The sequence below is a fragment of the Mesonia mobilis DSM 19841 genome (genome assembly GCF_000423405.1).
GTDB lineage: Bacteria > Bacteroidota > Bacteroidia > Flavobacteriales > Flavobacteriaceae > Mesonia > Mesonia mobilis.
This window is the reverse complement of sequence record NZ_AUHX01000011.1, coordinates 38,618-53,291: the sequence shown is the minus strand read 5'-3', so window position 1 is coordinate 53,291 and position 14,674 is coordinate 38,618. Positions and strand designations below refer to the sequence as shown.

Sequence of the window (14,674 nt, the reverse complement as noted above, 5' to 3'; positions counted from 1 at the left end):
TACTTTAAAAAATTACTTTCTACGACGTGATTTGTTACCACCTCGTCCAGATCCAGATTTCCCTCCTTGCTTTTTAGATAAACCAACTAGTGGAGATAATTCTCTTTTTCCGTAAACATCACCTTTCATGATCCATACTTTAACACCTAATCTACCATAAGTAGTATGTGCCTCAACTAAAGCATAATCAATATCAGCTCTAAACGTAGATAAGGGGATTCTACCATCTTTATAAGCTTCTGAACGCGCCATTTCAGCTCCGTTTAAACGACCTGAAATCTGGATTTTAATTCCTTCAGCATTCATACGCATTGCAGCTGCAATTGCCATTTTGATTGCACGACGGTAAGAAATTCTATTTTCTATCTGTCTTGCAACACTTGCACCTACTAAATGAGCATCCAATTCAGGTCTTTTAATTTCAAAAATATTAACCTGAACTTCTTTACCTGTAATTTTCTTAAGCTCTTCTTTTAACTTGTCTACCTCTTGCCCGCCTTTACCGATAATAATACCAGGTCTTGCAGTAGTGATAGTAACGGTTACAAGTTTAAGCGTACGCTCAATAATTACTCTCGATACACTAGCTTTAGAAAGACGTGCGTGGATATACTTTCTAATCTTATCGTCTTCGGCTAATTTATCACCGTAGTCGTTACCTCCGTACCAGTTAGATTCCCATCCTCTAATGATACCAAGTCTATTACCGATTGGATTTGTTTTCTGTCCCATACTACTTCTTAGCTTTGTGTATTATTTTTAGCCCCAACCACTAATGTAACATGGTTAGATCTTTTTCTTATCCTATGTGCTCTTCCTTGTGGAGCTGGTCTTAGTCTCTTCAACATTGCACCACCATCTACACGGATTTCCTTAACAAATAATTCTGCCTCTTCAACGCTAGCATCTTCATTCTTCATTTGCCAGTTAGCAATTGCAGAAAGAAGTAATTTCTCTAGTCTTAAAGAAGCTTCTTTATTATTAAACTTAAGAATTTGAAGCGCTTTCTCTACATCTTCACCACGAACTAAATCTGCAACTAAGCGCATTTTTCTTGGTGAAGTAGGGCAGTTATTCAGCTTGGCAAAAGCCACTTGCTTCTTAGCTTCTTTTATTTGCTCTGCTCTTTCTTTTTTACGAACTCCCATAGCTTCAATTATCTTTTACCTTTATTTTTAGCACCAGCGTGTCCTCTAAAAGAACGAGTTGGTGAAAATTCTCCTAATTTATGACCTACCATATTCTCTGTTACATAAACAGGAACAAACTGTTTCCCGTTATGCACCCCGATAGTTTGCCCAACAAAATCTGGAGTAATCATCGAAGCGCGAGACCAAGTCTTGATCACAGTCTTCTTTCCAGACTCTACATTTTGAGCTACTTTTTTCTCTAATTTATAGTGAACGTAAGGTCCTTTTTTTAATGAACGTGCCATATCTTATTATTTCTTTCTACGTTCTACAATATACTTATTACTCGATTTGGTTTTAGAACGTGTTCTAAATCCTTTAGCCGGAAGACCTTTTCTAGATCTTGGATGACCTCCAGAAGCACGACCTTCACCACCACCCATTGGGTGATCTACTGGGTTCATTACAACTGGTCTAGTTCTAGGTCTTCTACCTAACCAACGTTTTCTACCAGCTTTACCAGAAACTAACAACTGATGATCACTATTAGAAACTGCTCCAATAGTAGCCATACAATCTGCTAAAATCATTCTAACTTCACCAGAAGGAAGTTTAATTGTAGCATACTTACCTTCTCTCGCCATTAACTGAGCAAAAGCACCAGCACTACGAGCCATTACAGCTCCTTGACCAGGACGTAATTCAATACAAGAAATAACAGTACCTAAAGGTATCTGCGACAAAGGCATTGCGTTACCAATTTCTGTAGCCACATCTGACTTTCCAGAAACTAAATTTTGACCTACTTGTAAACCATTTTGCGCAATCACATATCTTTTCTCACCATCTTGGTAATTTAATAATGCGATAAAAGCGGTACGGTTTGGATCATACTCAATAGTCGCTACCGTTCCAGGAACTCCCTGCTTATCTCTTTTAAAGTCGATAATACGGTAACGCTTTTTATGACCACCACCTAAATAGCGCATGGTCATTTTTCCCTGACTGTTTCTACCACCAGATCTTTTTTTCGGAGCCAATAAACTCTTCTCCGGCTTATCAGTTGTAATAGCGTCATAACCATTAACAACTCTAAAACGCTGACCAGGTGTGATTGGTTTTAATTTTCTTACAGACATTTTTTAATCTTAAAGATTAGCATATAAATCAATTGTTTCACCTTCCGCCAACTGTACAATTGCTTTCTTATAAGCATTTGTTTTACCAGTTACGATCCCAGTTTTCGTGTAACGAGTTCTGCGATCTGGACGAACATTCATAGTGCGAACTTTTTCTACTGAAACGCCATAAGCAGACTCTACTGCGTCTTTAATTTCAATCTTGTTCGCCTTATTATTAACCACAAACGCGAAACGATTATTCATCTCACTATCGTTCGTAGCTTTTTCAGTAATAATAGGTTTTATTAAGATACTCATAACGTTTATTTACTCAAATTCGACTCTACTCCTTCTAAAGACCCTTCAACAAACACAATATTATTTGAATATAATATTTTGTAAGTATTTAATTCTGAAGCAGTTACGACTTCAGCAGCCTTCAAATTACGTGAGGACAAATATACATTATTATTTGACTCTGACAACACAAATAATGATTTTTTCCCCTCAATACCAAGACCTTGCAATAATGAAATGAAATTTTTTGTTTTTGCTGAATCAAATTCTAAATTCTCAACAACTAAAACTTCATTGTTTTTTGCTTTCTGACTTAATGCAGATTTTCTTGCAAGTTTCTTTAAACTCTTGTTTAATTTGAAACCGTAGTTTCTTGGTCTTGGACCAAATACTCTACCTCCACCTTTGAAGATAGGAGACTTTATACTACCTGCACGCGCAGTACCTGTACCTTTTTGTTTTTTAATCTTACGGGTACTTCCAGTAATCTCTGCACGTTCTTTAGCTTTATGCGTACCTTGACGTTGGTTAGCCAAGTATTGCTTAACATCTAAATAAATAGCATGCTCATTAGGCTCTACACCAAAAACAGCATCAGAAAGAGTAACCTTTCTACCTGTTTCTTTTCCTTTAATATCTAATACTGCTACTTCCATTACTTCTGAATGATTACATAAGCGTTTTTATGGCCAGGAACACATCCTTTTACCACAAGTAGATTCTTATCTGCAACTACTTTTAACACTTTAAGGTTTTGTACTTTAACTTTATCGCCACCCATTTGACCTGCCATACGCATTCCTTTGAATACTCTTGCAGGATAAGATGCCGCACCAATCGAACCAGGCGCTCTTAAACGGTTATGTTGACCGTGAGTTTGTTGTCCAACACCACCAAAGCCGTGTCTTTTAACAACCCCTTGAAAACCTTTACCTTTAGAAGTACCTGAAACATCTACAAATTCTCCTTCTTGAAAATGCTCTGCAGTAACTTCGTCACCTAATTTCAATTCTTCTTTAAACCCTTGAAATTCAACAACGCGACGTTTAGCAACAGTACCAGCTTTTTTAAAGTGACCTTTTTCTGCACTTGTAGTACTCTTGTCTGTCTTGTCATCGAAACCAAGTTGAATTGCTTCATACCCGTCAACCTCTTTGGTTCTGACTTGGGTAACTACGCATGGCCCAGCTTGAATAACGGTACAAGGGATGTTTTTCCCGTTCTCGTCGAAAATGCTGGTCATACCGATTTTTTTTCCTATTAACCCAGACATAATAATTATTAATTAATGATTTATTTAAAAAATTTCAGGGCAAGAAAATACATTCAAGCCCTGAATATAATTTTCCGTTTTTCCTTCGCTCGCAGCTTAGGACATGTTTTCTGAGAATATTCTCAGAAATAAGATTACACTTTAATCTCTACTTCTACTCCACTTGGCAATTCAAGTTTCATCAACGCATCAATTGTCTTTGATGAAGAGCTATAAATATCAAGTAATCTTTTATAAGAACTTAATTGAAATTGCTCTCTAGACTTTTTGTTTACGTGAGGAGAACGAAGTACTGTAAAAATCTTTTTATGAGTTGGTAATGGAATTGGACCAGTTACCACAGCTCCTGTAGTCTTTACAGTTTTCACAATCTTTTCAGCAGATTTATCTACTAAATTATGATCGTAAGACTTTAATTTTATTCTAATTTTCTGACTCATTTTCCTAATTTTAATCGTTTGCTCCTTTAGCTGCTTTAATTACTTCTTCTGAAATATTAGAAGGAGTTTCAGCATAGTGAGAAAATTCCATAGTTGATGTTGCTCTACCAGAAGATAAAGTTCTTAATGTTGTAACGTATCCAAACATTTCAGATAACGGCACTTCAGCTTTAATTACTTTAGCACCAGATCTGTCTGACATACTGTTTACTTGACCTCTTCTTCTATTCAAGTCACCTACGATATCTCCCATGTTTTCCTCAGGAGTTACTACTTCATTCTTCATAATTGGCTCAAGAATTACCGCACCTGCAGCTTTAGCAGCAGCCTTGAATCCCATTTTCGCAGCCAATTCGAAAGATAATTGATCTGAATCTACCGGGTGGAAAGATCCGTCTTTTAAAACTACCTTTAAAGTATCTACTTGGAAACCTGCCAATGGACCGTTCTTCATTGCTTCTTCGAAACCTTTCTGAACTGAAGGAATAAATTCTTTTGGAATTCTACCACCTTTAATCTCATCAACAAACTGAAGACCCTTACCTTCAAAATCTTCATCTACAGGTCCCATTTCAAAAACGATATCTGCGAACTTACCACGTCCACCAGATTGCTTTTTGTAAACTTCTCTATGCTGAGCAGTTCTGGTTACTGTTTCCTTGTATTCAACTTGAGGCTCACCTTCGTTAACCTCTACTTTAAATTCTCTCTTTAAACGATCTACTAAGATTTCGATATGTAATTCTCCCATACCAGAAATAATAGTTTGACCAGAAACTTCGTCAGTTTTCACTACGAAAGTTGGATCTTCTTCAGCTAATTTAGCTAAAGCCATACCCATTTTATCAACATCTGCTTTAGTCTTTGGCTCTACCGCGATACCAATTACCGGCGCCGGGAAAGTCATAGATTCTAAAACGATCGGGTGATCTAAATCTGTTAATGTATCTCCGGTTTTAATATCTTTAAAACCAACAGCAGCCCCAATATCTCCAGCTTCAATCTTATCGATCGGCTCTTGTTTATTTGAGTGCATCTGATACATTCTAGATATACGCTCTTTTTTACCAGAACGAACGTTTAATACGTAAGAACCAGCATCGAGTGTACCTGAATAAGTACGGAAGAATGCTAAACGACCAACGAAAGGATCGGTAGCAATTTTAAATGCTAATGCAGAGAATGGAGAATCTACATTTGGCTTACGAGATTCCTCTTCTCCAGTATCTGGATTTGTACCAACAATTGCATCTACATCTACAGGAGAAGGCAAGTAACGCATAACTGCATCTAACATTGCCTGAACACCTTTATTTTTAAACGCAGAACCACACATCATAGGGATGATAGACATATCTATAGTTGCAGCTCTAAGCGCAGCGATAATCTCATCTTCAGTAATAGAACTTTCGTCTTCGAAGAATTTCTCCATCAAAGCTTCATCATATTCAGCAACAGCTTCTACTAACTGAGCTCTATACATATCTACATCATCTGCTAACTCTGCAGGAATTTCAATTTCCTCGTAAGTCATCCCATGATCATCATCATTCCAAATAATTGCTTTTTTTGAAATCAAATCAACCACACCCTTAAAGTCCATCTCTTCTCCGATTGGAACTTGCAAAGGAACAGGATTACCACCTAACATTTCTTTAACCTGATTACATACGTTAAAGAAATCTGAACCTTGACGGTCCATTTTATTAACGAATCCTAAACGAGGTACTCTATATTTATCAGCCTGTCTCCAAACTGTTTCTGATTGTGGTTCAACACCATCTACAGCACTAAATAATGCAACAACCCCATCAAGCACACGTAAAGAACGCTCAACTTCTACAGTAAAATCAACGTGACCAGGAGTATCAATAATATTCACTGTATACTCTTGATCTCTATAAAGCCAAGTACAGTGCGTAGCAGCTGAAGTAATTGTAATACCTCTTTCTTGCTCTTGCTCCATCCAGTCCATAGTAGCAGCACCATCGTGCACCTCTCCTATCTTGTGACTAATACCTGTATAATAAAGTATACGCTCCGTTGTTGTTGTTTTACCAGCATCAATATGAGCCGCAATACCTATATTTCTTGTAAATTTTAAATCTCTTTGTGCCATTATTTTTAGAATCTAAAATGTGAGAATGCTTTGTTTGCCTCTGCCATTCTGTGAGTATCAACTCTCTTCTTAACAGCAGCACCTTCTTCTTTAGCAGCAGCTAATACTTCTGCAGCTAATTTAGCAGCCATTGATTTTTCATTTCTTTTTCTAGCGAAAGAAATTAACCATTTCATAGCTGTTGAAACTTTTCTATCTGGTCTAATCTGCATAGGAATCTGAAATGTAGCACCACCCACTCTTCTACTTCTCACTTCAACGTGCGGCATCACATTAGATAAAGCATCTTTCCATACTTCTAACGCAGTCTTTTCTTCGTCTTGCTTTTTTTCCTCAACGATATCCATAGCATCATAAAAAATCTTAAATGATATAGATTTCTTACCGTCCCACATCATCATGTTAACGAAACGCGTCACTAACTGATCATTAAATTTTGGATCCGGTAAAAGAGGTCTTTTTTTAGCCTGTCTTTTTCTCATTTCTTCTTTTTAAAAGTTCTTTAATTACTTTTTAGGGCGTTTTGCACCATACTTAGATCTACGCTGAGTTCTACCTTCGACACCTGCGGTATCTAAAGCACCTCTAACGATGTGATATCTAACACCAGGCAAATCTTTTACCCTTCCACCTCTAACTAATACTATCGAGTGCTCTTGTAAATTGTGACCTTCGCCAGGGATGTAAGCATTCACTTCCTTACCATTTGTCAACCTTACCCTTGCTACTTTACGCATAGCAGAGTTAGGTTTTTTAGGCGTAGTAGTATAAACACGCGTACAAACCCCTCTTCTTTGAGGACACGAATCTAAAGCAGCCGATTTACTCTTCTTAGTTATTTTGGCTCTTCCTTTTCGTACTAATTGTGAAATTGTTGGCATAAAATTTATTACAACTAATTAATTAAATTTAAATATACCCTATTTTTAGGGTTTGCAAATGTAGAAATATATTTTTACTATTCAAATTATAATTCATTAATTTTCAAGAGGATTAAAAATTTCTACGGAACTACACTACAAAAGATTTATTTTCGTTCATCACCAAAACCATAATTCATTATTAATTTCATTATTAAAGCTAGAGCCTACATAACATTTATTTTCTTACTAGGAATTCATCTCTGCCAAGGTCAGGAAACCAAGCTTCAAATTGAAAGTTTTAAAAAATCGAACCATAAGATTATTGATTCAATCGGTTACGAGAAAAATTTTACCAACCAAAAAGACCTGCAAGAAGAAATAACAGAATTCAATAAAAGAATAAAAAAACTAGGATTTATAAACTACCAAAGTCAACACAAAATAAATGATAAATTACATATATATATAGTGAATTTTAAAAACAGGATTGAAAGATTACAAATTCATATTCCCGACTCCATTCAAAAAGAATTACCAGAATACTTAAAAGACAAAAAATTATTCAAAATCCCCTTCAATCAAATAGAAACTTTCCTCAATAAACTAAATGAAGAAATCGCCAATCAAGGAAAACCTTTTAATTCCCTTCAGCTAAAAAAAATCAACATTTTAAATCAAAACACAGCAAAAGCCATATTAACAATTAACAAAACTCAGCAACGAACACTCGACAAAATCGTTATTAAAGGATATGAAGAATTCCCCAAAAGCTACCTTAAAAACTTTTTAAACTTAAAAACCGGGAAAACTTTCAACAAAAAGCTAATTGACAAAAAACTGAATGAACTTTCTGAAATCGATTTTGCAAGATCTACTAGAGAACCAGAAGTTCTTTTCACCAAAGACTCAACCACCCTATATCTATATTTAGAAAAAAGAAACAGCAATAACTTTGACGGATTTTTAGGGTTTTCAAATGAAGAAAACAGCAATAACCTAACCCTCAATGGCTATATCAATGTAAACCTGAACAATAATTTAAATTTCGGAGAATCACTAAACATTGAATACAAAAATAACGGAGAAGAATTTTCTTATTTTTTCGCTAAAGCCAAACTCCCCTTTTTATTCAACACTCCGATAAGTCCAGAAGCATCCATAAGCATCACCAACCAAGACTCCACTTTCACTACAAACCAGCAAACTATTGGACTAAACTATCAAGTATCACCGAAAATCAACATCAAAACATCTTACTTATACGAGAACTCAAATTTCCTTCAAGAAGACAACAACACTACAATCGAAACCAATGAAGACTACGAGGCCTCTTTCTTGAATATTGAATTAAGTTACCAAAAAAGAAGCCAATACAAAACTTTCCAATACAACACCAACGCCTCGATAAACCTAGGAACCGGAAACAGAAAAACCTCTTCAACCAATAATAAACAACAACGAATTCAACTTGATGCAGAGAAGATTTTCAGCCTAAATTACAGGAACCACATCTACATCGCCAACCATAGCGGTTTTATAAATTCAAACAATTACATAGACAATGAATTATTCAGAACCGGCGGAATCAAAACACTTAGAGGATTTCAAGAAAATAGTTTAGTTGGTGAATTATTCAGCTTTTTCAACACAGAATATAGATACCTACTAGATCAAAATTTATACGCAAATAGCATTTTTGACTTCGGAAGAATAGAAAATAAAAACCAAAACTTACAAAATACCGTATATAGTTTTGGGTTCGGGATTGGACTGGAAACAAACAGCGGATTATTAAAATTAATTTTCGCCAATGGAAAAACAGATGAACAAAATTTCGAATTTAGAAACACAAAAGTTCATTTAAGTTTAACTACATTTTTCTAAAAAAAATGACCATTTTCTTAATCTTAACTTTAATAAAAGGTAAATTTTAATGAAAAATAGTTGTGTAATTAACTTTTAATTAGGATTTTTGGCACTGGCTAATTCAAATAAATTATAAAATGAGAACAAAGTTTAGTGGAATTTTAACGCTAATTCTAGCGTTTGTTGTGCAATTAACTTTTGCACAAGAACAAACAATTTCCGGTACGGTTACCGATGATGCGGGCCTACCCTTACCGGGGGTTAATGTTTTAATTGAGGGAACCTCTACAGGAACGCAAACAGATTTTGATGGTAATTACACCATTGAAGCTTCTGAAGGCGAAACTATAGTATTTAGTTACGTAGGATTTACACCTCAATCTTTTGTAGTAGGTGAAACTCAAGATTTCAACATCCAATTAGCATCAGGAAACGAATTGGATGAAATTGTAGTAGTTGCTTATGGTGTTCAAAAGAAAGAAGCAATTACTGGATCGGTTGGAGAAATTAAAGCCGAAGAAGTTGAAAAAATAACAACAGGTAACGTATTACAGGGAACTGTAGGTAAAGTAGCCGGTGTTCAAGTTTTCAACGGTAGTGGACTTCCTGGTGACGGCCCGACAATTAGAATTAGAGGTATCGGATCTTTAAACGCATCCTCTGCTCCTCTATACGTAGTTGACGGTGTTCCTTTTAATGGAGATGTAGCTTCTATTAACTCTCAAGACATTGCATCGATGACATTCTTAAAAGATGCAGCTGCCGCAGCACTTTATGGTAACAGAGGTGCAAATGGAGTTGTAATTATTACAACAAAAAAAGGAAAACAAGGTAAATCTACCATCACTTTCGATTCTAAAGCTGGTTTTGCATCAAGAGCTGTTGAAGATTATGATTTAATCGATAGCCCAAGAGGCTTTTACGAAGCTTACTACCAAAGGTTGAAAAACAATTTTCAATTTAACAATGGTCAGTCTGCTAGTGCTGCAGGAATAAGTGCAGCTAATGCATTAATCGATGGAGATTTAGGCCTTAGGTACAACATCTACAATGTAGCGAATGATCAGTTAATCGATCCTACAACAGGAAGCTTAAACCCTAATGCAGCTTTACTTTATCAACCGGAAGATTGGGAAGATTATTTATTTAATGATGGTTTTTTTACTCAGACAAACTTTAGTGTATCTGGAGCAACAGAAAAAACAAATCATTATTTTTCTGTAGGTTATGAAAAAAATGAAGGATATGTTGTTAACTCTGGTTTAGAAAAAATATCGACTAGATTAAAATTAGACACAGAAGTTACAGAAAAAATCACATCTGGAATGAACATGAGTTATACTCATTTCAAACAAGATTATTTAGATGGGTACACAGGTGATAGTTCATATAGCAACCCATTTTTATGGACTAGAAGTATTGCTCCTATTTACGGTGTAAGACTTTATGACAATGACGGCAACCCAGTATTTGGACCAAACGGAAATCATTTATTTGACGATGGTACCGGAAACGGAGGACAACTAGGTGTGCCAATAAGACCTTTTGGATCATTACAGCACCCTTACGCAACTGCAGTAAACGATATTAAAGAATATACTACAGATAACTTATTTGTAAGTGGTTTTGCTGCTGTTGAATTACTTGAGGGATTAAACTTTAAATATACTGCGACTGGAGAATTATTTAATCGGTCTACCAGAAGTATGGATACACCTCTTTACGGTGATGCTGCTAATCCAGACGTAAACGGACGAGTTGATTATGTGAATAGTAGAAGATTCTCTTTAACACAACAACAACTTTTAACCTACGACAAATCATTTGGCGATCACGATTTCAACTTATTATTAGGTCATGAAACCTTAAACAGAAGAAATAATTATGTTTCTGCTTCAAGATCTGATTTATTTTTACCAGAGTCTGGAATTATCGACCATGCCGGTCTTATCCAAGGAAACTCTGGATATCAAGTAAATTATGACTTAGAAGGTTTCTTTAGTAGATTAACTTATGATTTTGATGATAAGTATTTTGTAAACGCAAGTATTCGTAGAGATGGATCGTCAAGATTCCACCCAGATAACAGATGGGGTACTTTTTACGGTTTAGGTGGTGCTTGGAGAATTTCTCAAGAATCATTTATGGAAGATATTTCTTGGCTTAACGAACTAAAGTTAAAAGCTAGTTACGGTGAGCAAGGTAATGACAACTTAGGTATTGAATTACCATACTTAACGCAATTTACTGTAACTTCAACCATTGATAATAGCTTACCACTATCTTACAATAAAACCTATATCGGAAACCCAGATATTACTTGGGAAACTAACAAAAACGCCAACTTCGGTCTTAACGCTAGTTTATTTAACAATCGTTTAGATATTGAAGCAGAATATTTCCAAAGAGTAGTAGAAGATATGTTATTCTTCAAGCCTCTACCAACGTCTTCAGGTTTTTCTGATCTTCCAGAAAATATTGGAGATATGGAAAACAAAGGTTTTGAAGTAAGTATTAATGCAGAAATCATTAGAACTAAAGATTTCTCTTTATCTGCTAACTTAAATGCAACTCATTACAAAAATGAGATTACAAGACTACCTGCTAACGATAACCCAAATAACAGAATTGTAACTGGTCTTTATGCATACGAAGAAGGCGGAGGAGCTTACGACTACTACTTAAGAGAGTTTGCTGGTGTTAACCCAAATACAGGTGCTTCTCTATTCTATATGGATGATGATAATGGTAATAAAATTGTAACTGAAAATTTTGCAGAAGCTACGCTTTATAAAATGGATAAAACAGCTTTACCAGATGTTTATGGAGGTTTTGGATTCAATGCTAGATATAAAGGTTTTGATGCTGGCATACAATTTGCATATCAATATGGTGGTTACTCATATGATAGCGTTTGGATGGGTGCAATATCACCTTCAAGAGGTGAAAACTACCACTCAGACATAACTAACACTTGGACACCAGAAAATACTACTGCAACTTTACCAAGAGTAGATGCTGAAGATCCTAATCTTTACTATGGTACAAGTACATTAGGTTTAATAGAATCTGACTACTTAAGTATTCAAAATGTATCTTTAGGATATACATTTAACGATAAAATTACTGACCAACTTAACTTATCAAGTCTTAGAGTTTATGGCTTAGCTGATAATGTTGGGTTATGGAGTAAAAGACAAGGATTTGACCCTAGAAATAGTGGAGTGACTGGTAACTCATCAAATAACTATTCTATTCTTAGAAATGTTTCATTTGGTGTAAACGTGAAATTTTAAAAAAAATAAATTATGAAAAGATTTAATGTACTTTATTTAACACTTACAGTGATAGCTTTTATGACTGTATCGTGTTCTGAGGAGTATTTAGATAACTCCCCAAAGAGCACAGTTTCTTCAGAACAACTTTCTCAATTAGCAGAATCAAGCCCTGAAGCATCTTTAATATTATCATCAGGTTTAGAAACTGGTAATTATAATTATTTAGTTCAATTTGATACCGGTGATAATGGTGGTTTACATGATGACTTTGGTCATATGGCAGTGAATTTAGGTACAGACTTAATGAGTAATGATGTTGTAATGACTCAGTCTCATTGGTTTGTGAACTACTACAACTACACAGCGAGAGTACAAACCTCATCAAGAACAGATATGGTTTGGAAATTTTATTATAGAGTAATTAGTAACGTGAATGATGCACTACCTTTAACTCCTGCGACAAGTACTAGTCCAGAAGTATTGCAAATCAGAGGTAGATTGCTTGCAATGAGAGGATTTGCTTATTTTTACTTATTACAAATTTATGCTTATGATGATCTAGGAATACCTATTTATACAGAAGATGAACAAAATTTAAATAGAGTTCCTGTAGCTGACGTTAAAGCATTAATTGAGCAAGATCTAACAGAAGCTTACGATCTAGTTGCCGGCTACCAAAGATCTTCTAAAATGGAAGTTGACCAAAATGTTGCTGCAGGTATCCTAGCTAGGTATTACTTATGGGATGAGCAATATGGACAAGCCGCTACTTACGCACAAATTGCTAGAGGAGGTTATGCTCCAATGGATAACGCTGGATTAACAGACGGGTTTAGTAGAATCGACAACCCAGAATGGATGTGGGGAGCAGATATTAACACTTCAACCTCTACAATTTACGCTTCATTTTTCTCTCATATGAGTAATTTAAATGAAGGTTATGCAGGACTACTTCAGGTTTACAAAACTATTGACAGTAGGTTATTTGAAGAAATTTCAGATTCTGATGCAAGAAAAGATTGGTTTTTAGATTCAGGAAACTCTTTTGGCTTACCACAGTATGCAAACGTTAAGTTCTTTGATGAATCAGGAACAAGCTTTGTGGGTGACTATGTATTTATGAGAGCAGCAGAAATGTATCTAATTGAAGCTGAAGCAAGAGCTCAGTCAGGAGACGAATCTGGAGCTAGACAAGTATTGTTCGACTTAATATCTACTAGAGATAGCGAATATGACTTATCTGCTAACTCAGGTCAGGCTTTACTTGATGAGATTAAATTACATAGAAGAATTGAACTATGGGGTGAAGGATTTGCTTGGTACGATATGAAAAGATGGGACGTTGCTTTAAACAGAACATATCCTGGAACTAATCACGCAACTTTTGGGCAGTTAGATTACGCAGCAAATTCTGATAAATTTAAATTTCAAATTCCTCAAGCTGAATTAAACGCTAATACTGAAATTGAATTTCAAAATCCATTTTAATCCCTACCAAACATTAATATAAAATGAAAAAAATTAAATATATATTAGCCATTACTGCATTATCGGTACTAATGGTAAATTGTGAAGACTATGACCCTGCTGTAGACCCTCCGGCAACAGCTGTAGGATTTAAGTATGCTAATCCTGTACTTCTTTTAGAAGAAGATAACGCTACTTACGAACTTGAAGCAGCCACTACAACACCATTGGATAGTGACTTAACTTTAAATTTCGAAATTAATAATAACTATGACTCTGCTGAACATACAGCTGATGCAGCGGACTTTAGCACAAATGGAACTATTGTTATTCCTGCTGGAGAACTTACAGGTTCAACAACTGTAGACTTTGATTTTAGTCAATTAAATGTTGGTGAAACTAAACAGATCGTATTTTCGATTGTTGACACGTTAGCGATACCACAGACTATCAACAATACAAAAATGACTACTGTTATTGAGTATTCTCCTTTATGTCTATTCAATGAAGTTAGTTTAGGCTTTACATTTGATGATTACGCAGAAGAAACTTCGTGGGAGTTATACAGATATGAAAATGGGTCTCCTGTACTAGTTAATAGTGTAGAAGCTGGTGTTTATGAAGATATGACTAGTTTTGAGCAAGTACTTTGTCTAGAAAGCGGTGATTATATTCTTGCTGTTTATGATGAATATGGTGACGGATTTTGCTGTGATTATGGTGACGGTGCTTTCGCTGTTACTTTAGCAGATGGAACTGTTGTTAATGGTAATGCAGAATTTGGTCAAAACACAACTTTAGAATTTACTGTTGAATAACA

General features: G+C 35.4%; 15 protein-coding genes. 4 read left to right on the top strand and 11 right to left on the bottom strand.

The window, feature by feature from the left end; all coding sequences use genetic code 11:
- Positions 1-12 precede the first annotated feature (12 nt).
- The 11 genes from rpsC to rpsL all read right to left on the bottom strand — a co-directional run bounded on the left by rpsC (position 13) and on the right by rpsL (position 7,261).
- Entirely contained in the window at positions 13-732 is a 720-nt protein-coding gene (gene rpsC, locus G551_RS0109325) for a 30S ribosomal protein S3 (RefSeq protein WP_027885328.1), read from the bottom strand.
- Positions 733-740: 8 nt separating this feature from the next.
- Entirely contained in the window at positions 741-1,148 is a 408-nt protein-coding gene (gene rplV / locus G551_RS0109320; RefSeq protein ID WP_027885327.1) for a 50S ribosomal protein L22, read from the bottom strand.
- A gap of 8 nt (positions 1,149-1,156) precedes the next feature.
- Positions 1,157-1,435 (bottom strand): 30S ribosomal protein S19, encoded by a 279-nt coding sequence (rpsS, locus tag G551_RS0109315; RefSeq protein WP_027885326.1) that lies wholly within the window; start codon positions 1,433-1,435, stop codon positions 1,157-1,159.
- 6 nt (positions 1,436-1,441) lie between these two features.
- On the bottom strand, positions 1,442-2,269 hold the full coding sequence (rplB, locus tag G551_RS0109310) for a 50S ribosomal protein L2 (protein ID WP_027885325.1): 828 nt from the start codon (positions 2,267-2,269) through the stop codon (positions 1,442-1,444).
- A gap of 9 nt (positions 2,270-2,278) precedes the next feature.
- The gene (gene rplW, locus G551_RS0109305; protein WP_027885324.1) at positions 2,279-2,569 is read right to left on the bottom strand and encodes a 50S ribosomal protein L23; all 291 of its coding nucleotides are present in this window, start codon (positions 2,567-2,569) and stop codon (positions 2,279-2,281) included.
- Between the two features lie 5 nt (positions 2,570-2,574).
- Positions 2,575-3,204: a 50S ribosomal protein L4 gene (gene rplD / locus G551_RS0109300; protein ID WP_027885323.1), complete on the bottom strand. Its 630-nt coding sequence runs from the start codon at positions 3,202-3,204 to the stop codon at positions 2,575-2,577.
- Positions 3,204-3,821: a 50S ribosomal protein L3 gene (gene rplC / locus G551_RS0109295; RefSeq protein WP_027885322.1), complete on the bottom strand. Its 618-nt coding sequence runs from the start codon at positions 3,819-3,821 to the stop codon at positions 3,204-3,206. Before rplC ends, rplD begins: the two co-directional genes overlap by 1 nt.
- A gap of 134 nt (positions 3,822-3,955) precedes the next feature.
- On the bottom strand, positions 3,956-4,261 hold the full coding sequence (gene rpsJ / locus G551_RS0109290) for a 30S ribosomal protein S10 (RefSeq protein WP_007094989.1): 306 nt from the start codon (positions 4,259-4,261) through the stop codon (positions 3,956-3,958).
- Between the two features lie 10 nt (positions 4,262-4,271).
- Positions 4,272-6,380 carry an elongation factor G gene (gene fusA, locus G551_RS0109285; RefSeq protein ID WP_027885321.1) on the bottom strand — a complete coding sequence of 703 codons (2,109 nt, stop codon included), beginning with the start codon at positions 6,378-6,380 and terminating at the stop codon, positions 4,272-4,274.
- A gap of 5 nt (positions 6,381-6,385) precedes the next feature.
- Complete coding sequence (gene rpsG, locus G551_RS0109280; RefSeq protein WP_027885320.1) at positions 6,386-6,862, bottom strand: 30S ribosomal protein S7; 477 nt, start codon at positions 6,860-6,862, stop codon at positions 6,386-6,388.
- Between the two features lie 24 nt (positions 6,863-6,886).
- Positions 6,887-7,261: a 30S ribosomal protein S12 gene (gene rpsL / locus G551_RS0109275; RefSeq protein ID WP_010230128.1), complete on the bottom strand. Its 375-nt coding sequence runs from the start codon at positions 7,259-7,261 to the stop codon at positions 6,887-6,889.
- A gap of 450 nt (positions 7,262-7,711) precedes the next feature.
- Between rpsL and G551_RS0109270 the strand changes: the two genes are divergently transcribed.
- The 4 genes from G551_RS0109270 to G551_RS0109255 all read left to right on the top strand — a co-directional run bounded on the left by G551_RS0109270 (position 7,712) and on the right by G551_RS0109255 (position 14,672).
- Entirely contained in the window at positions 7,712-9,127 is a 1,416-nt protein-coding gene (locus G551_RS0109270) for a POTRA domain-containing protein (RefSeq protein ID WP_051191349.1), read from the top strand.
- A gap of 119 nt (positions 9,128-9,246) precedes the next feature.
- Positions 9,247-12,405, top strand: coding sequence for a SusC/RagA family TonB-linked outer membrane protein (locus G551_RS0109265; RefSeq protein WP_027885318.1), 3,159 nt, complete (start codon positions 9,247-9,249; stop codon positions 12,403-12,405).
- A 12-nt stretch (positions 12,406-12,417) separates the two neighbouring features.
- Positions 12,418-13,875, top strand: a complete 1,458-nt coding sequence (locus G551_RS0109260) for a RagB/SusD family nutrient uptake outer membrane protein (protein ID WP_027885317.1) — start codon at positions 12,418-12,420, stop codon at positions 13,873-13,875.
- A gap of 23 nt (positions 13,876-13,898) precedes the next feature.
- Positions 13,899-14,672 carry a hypothetical protein gene (locus G551_RS0109255; RefSeq protein ID WP_027885316.1) on the top strand — a complete coding sequence of 258 codons (774 nt, stop codon included), beginning with the start codon at positions 13,899-13,901 and terminating at the stop codon, positions 14,670-14,672.
- Positions 14,673-14,674 lie beyond the last annotated feature (2 nt).

Excerpts from the sequence above, each read along its gene's own strand:
- rpsC (WP_027885328.1), bottom strand. The coding sequence starts at position 732 with ATGGGACAGAAAACAAATCCAATCGGTAATAGACTTGGTATCATTAGA.
- rplD (WP_027885323.1), bottom strand. The coding sequence starts at position 3,204 with ATGGAAGTAGCAGTATTAGATATTAAAGGAAAAGAAACAGGTAGAAAG.
- rpsG (WP_027885320.1), bottom strand. The coding sequence starts at position 6,862 with ATGAGAAAAAGACAGGCTAAAAAAAGACCTCTTTTACCGGATCCAAAA.
- rplB (WP_027885325.1), bottom strand. The coding sequence starts at position 2,269 with ATGTCTGTAAGAAAATTAAAACCAATCACACCTGGTCAGCGTTTTAGA.
- rplC (WP_027885322.1), bottom strand. The coding sequence starts at position 3,821 with ATGTCTGGGTTAATAGGAAAAAAAATCGGTATGACCAGCATTTTCGAC.
- rplV (WP_027885327.1), bottom strand. The coding sequence starts at position 1,148 with ATGGGAGTTCGTAAAAAAGAAAGAGCAGAGCAAATAAAAGAAGCTAAG.
- G551_RS0109260 (WP_027885317.1), top strand. The coding sequence starts at position 12,418 with ATGAAAAGATTTAATGTACTTTATTTAACACTTACAGTGATAGCTTTT.
- G551_RS0109265 (WP_027885318.1), top strand. The coding sequence starts at position 9,247 with ATGAGAACAAAGTTTAGTGGAATTTTAACGCTAATTCTAGCGTTTGTT.
- rpsL (WP_010230128.1), bottom strand. The coding sequence starts at position 7,261 with ATGCCAACAATTTCACAATTAGTACGAAAAGGAAGAGCCAAAATAACT.
- G551_RS0109255 (WP_027885316.1), top strand. The coding sequence starts at position 13,899 with ATGAAAAAAATTAAATATATATTAGCCATTACTGCATTATCGGTACTA.
- rpsS (WP_027885326.1), bottom strand. The coding sequence starts at position 1,435 with ATGGCACGTTCATTAAAAAAAGGACCTTACGTTCACTATAAATTAGAG.
- rplW (WP_027885324.1), bottom strand. The coding sequence starts at position 2,569 with ATGAGTATCTTAATAAAACCTATTATTACTGAAAAAGCTACGAACGAT.
- fusA (WP_027885321.1), bottom strand. The coding sequence starts at position 6,380 with ATGGCACAAAGAGATTTAAAATTTACAAGAAATATAGGTATTGCGGCT.
- rpsJ (WP_007094989.1), bottom strand. The coding sequence starts at position 4,261 with ATGAGTCAGAAAATTAGAATAAAATTAAAGTCTTACGATCATAATTTA.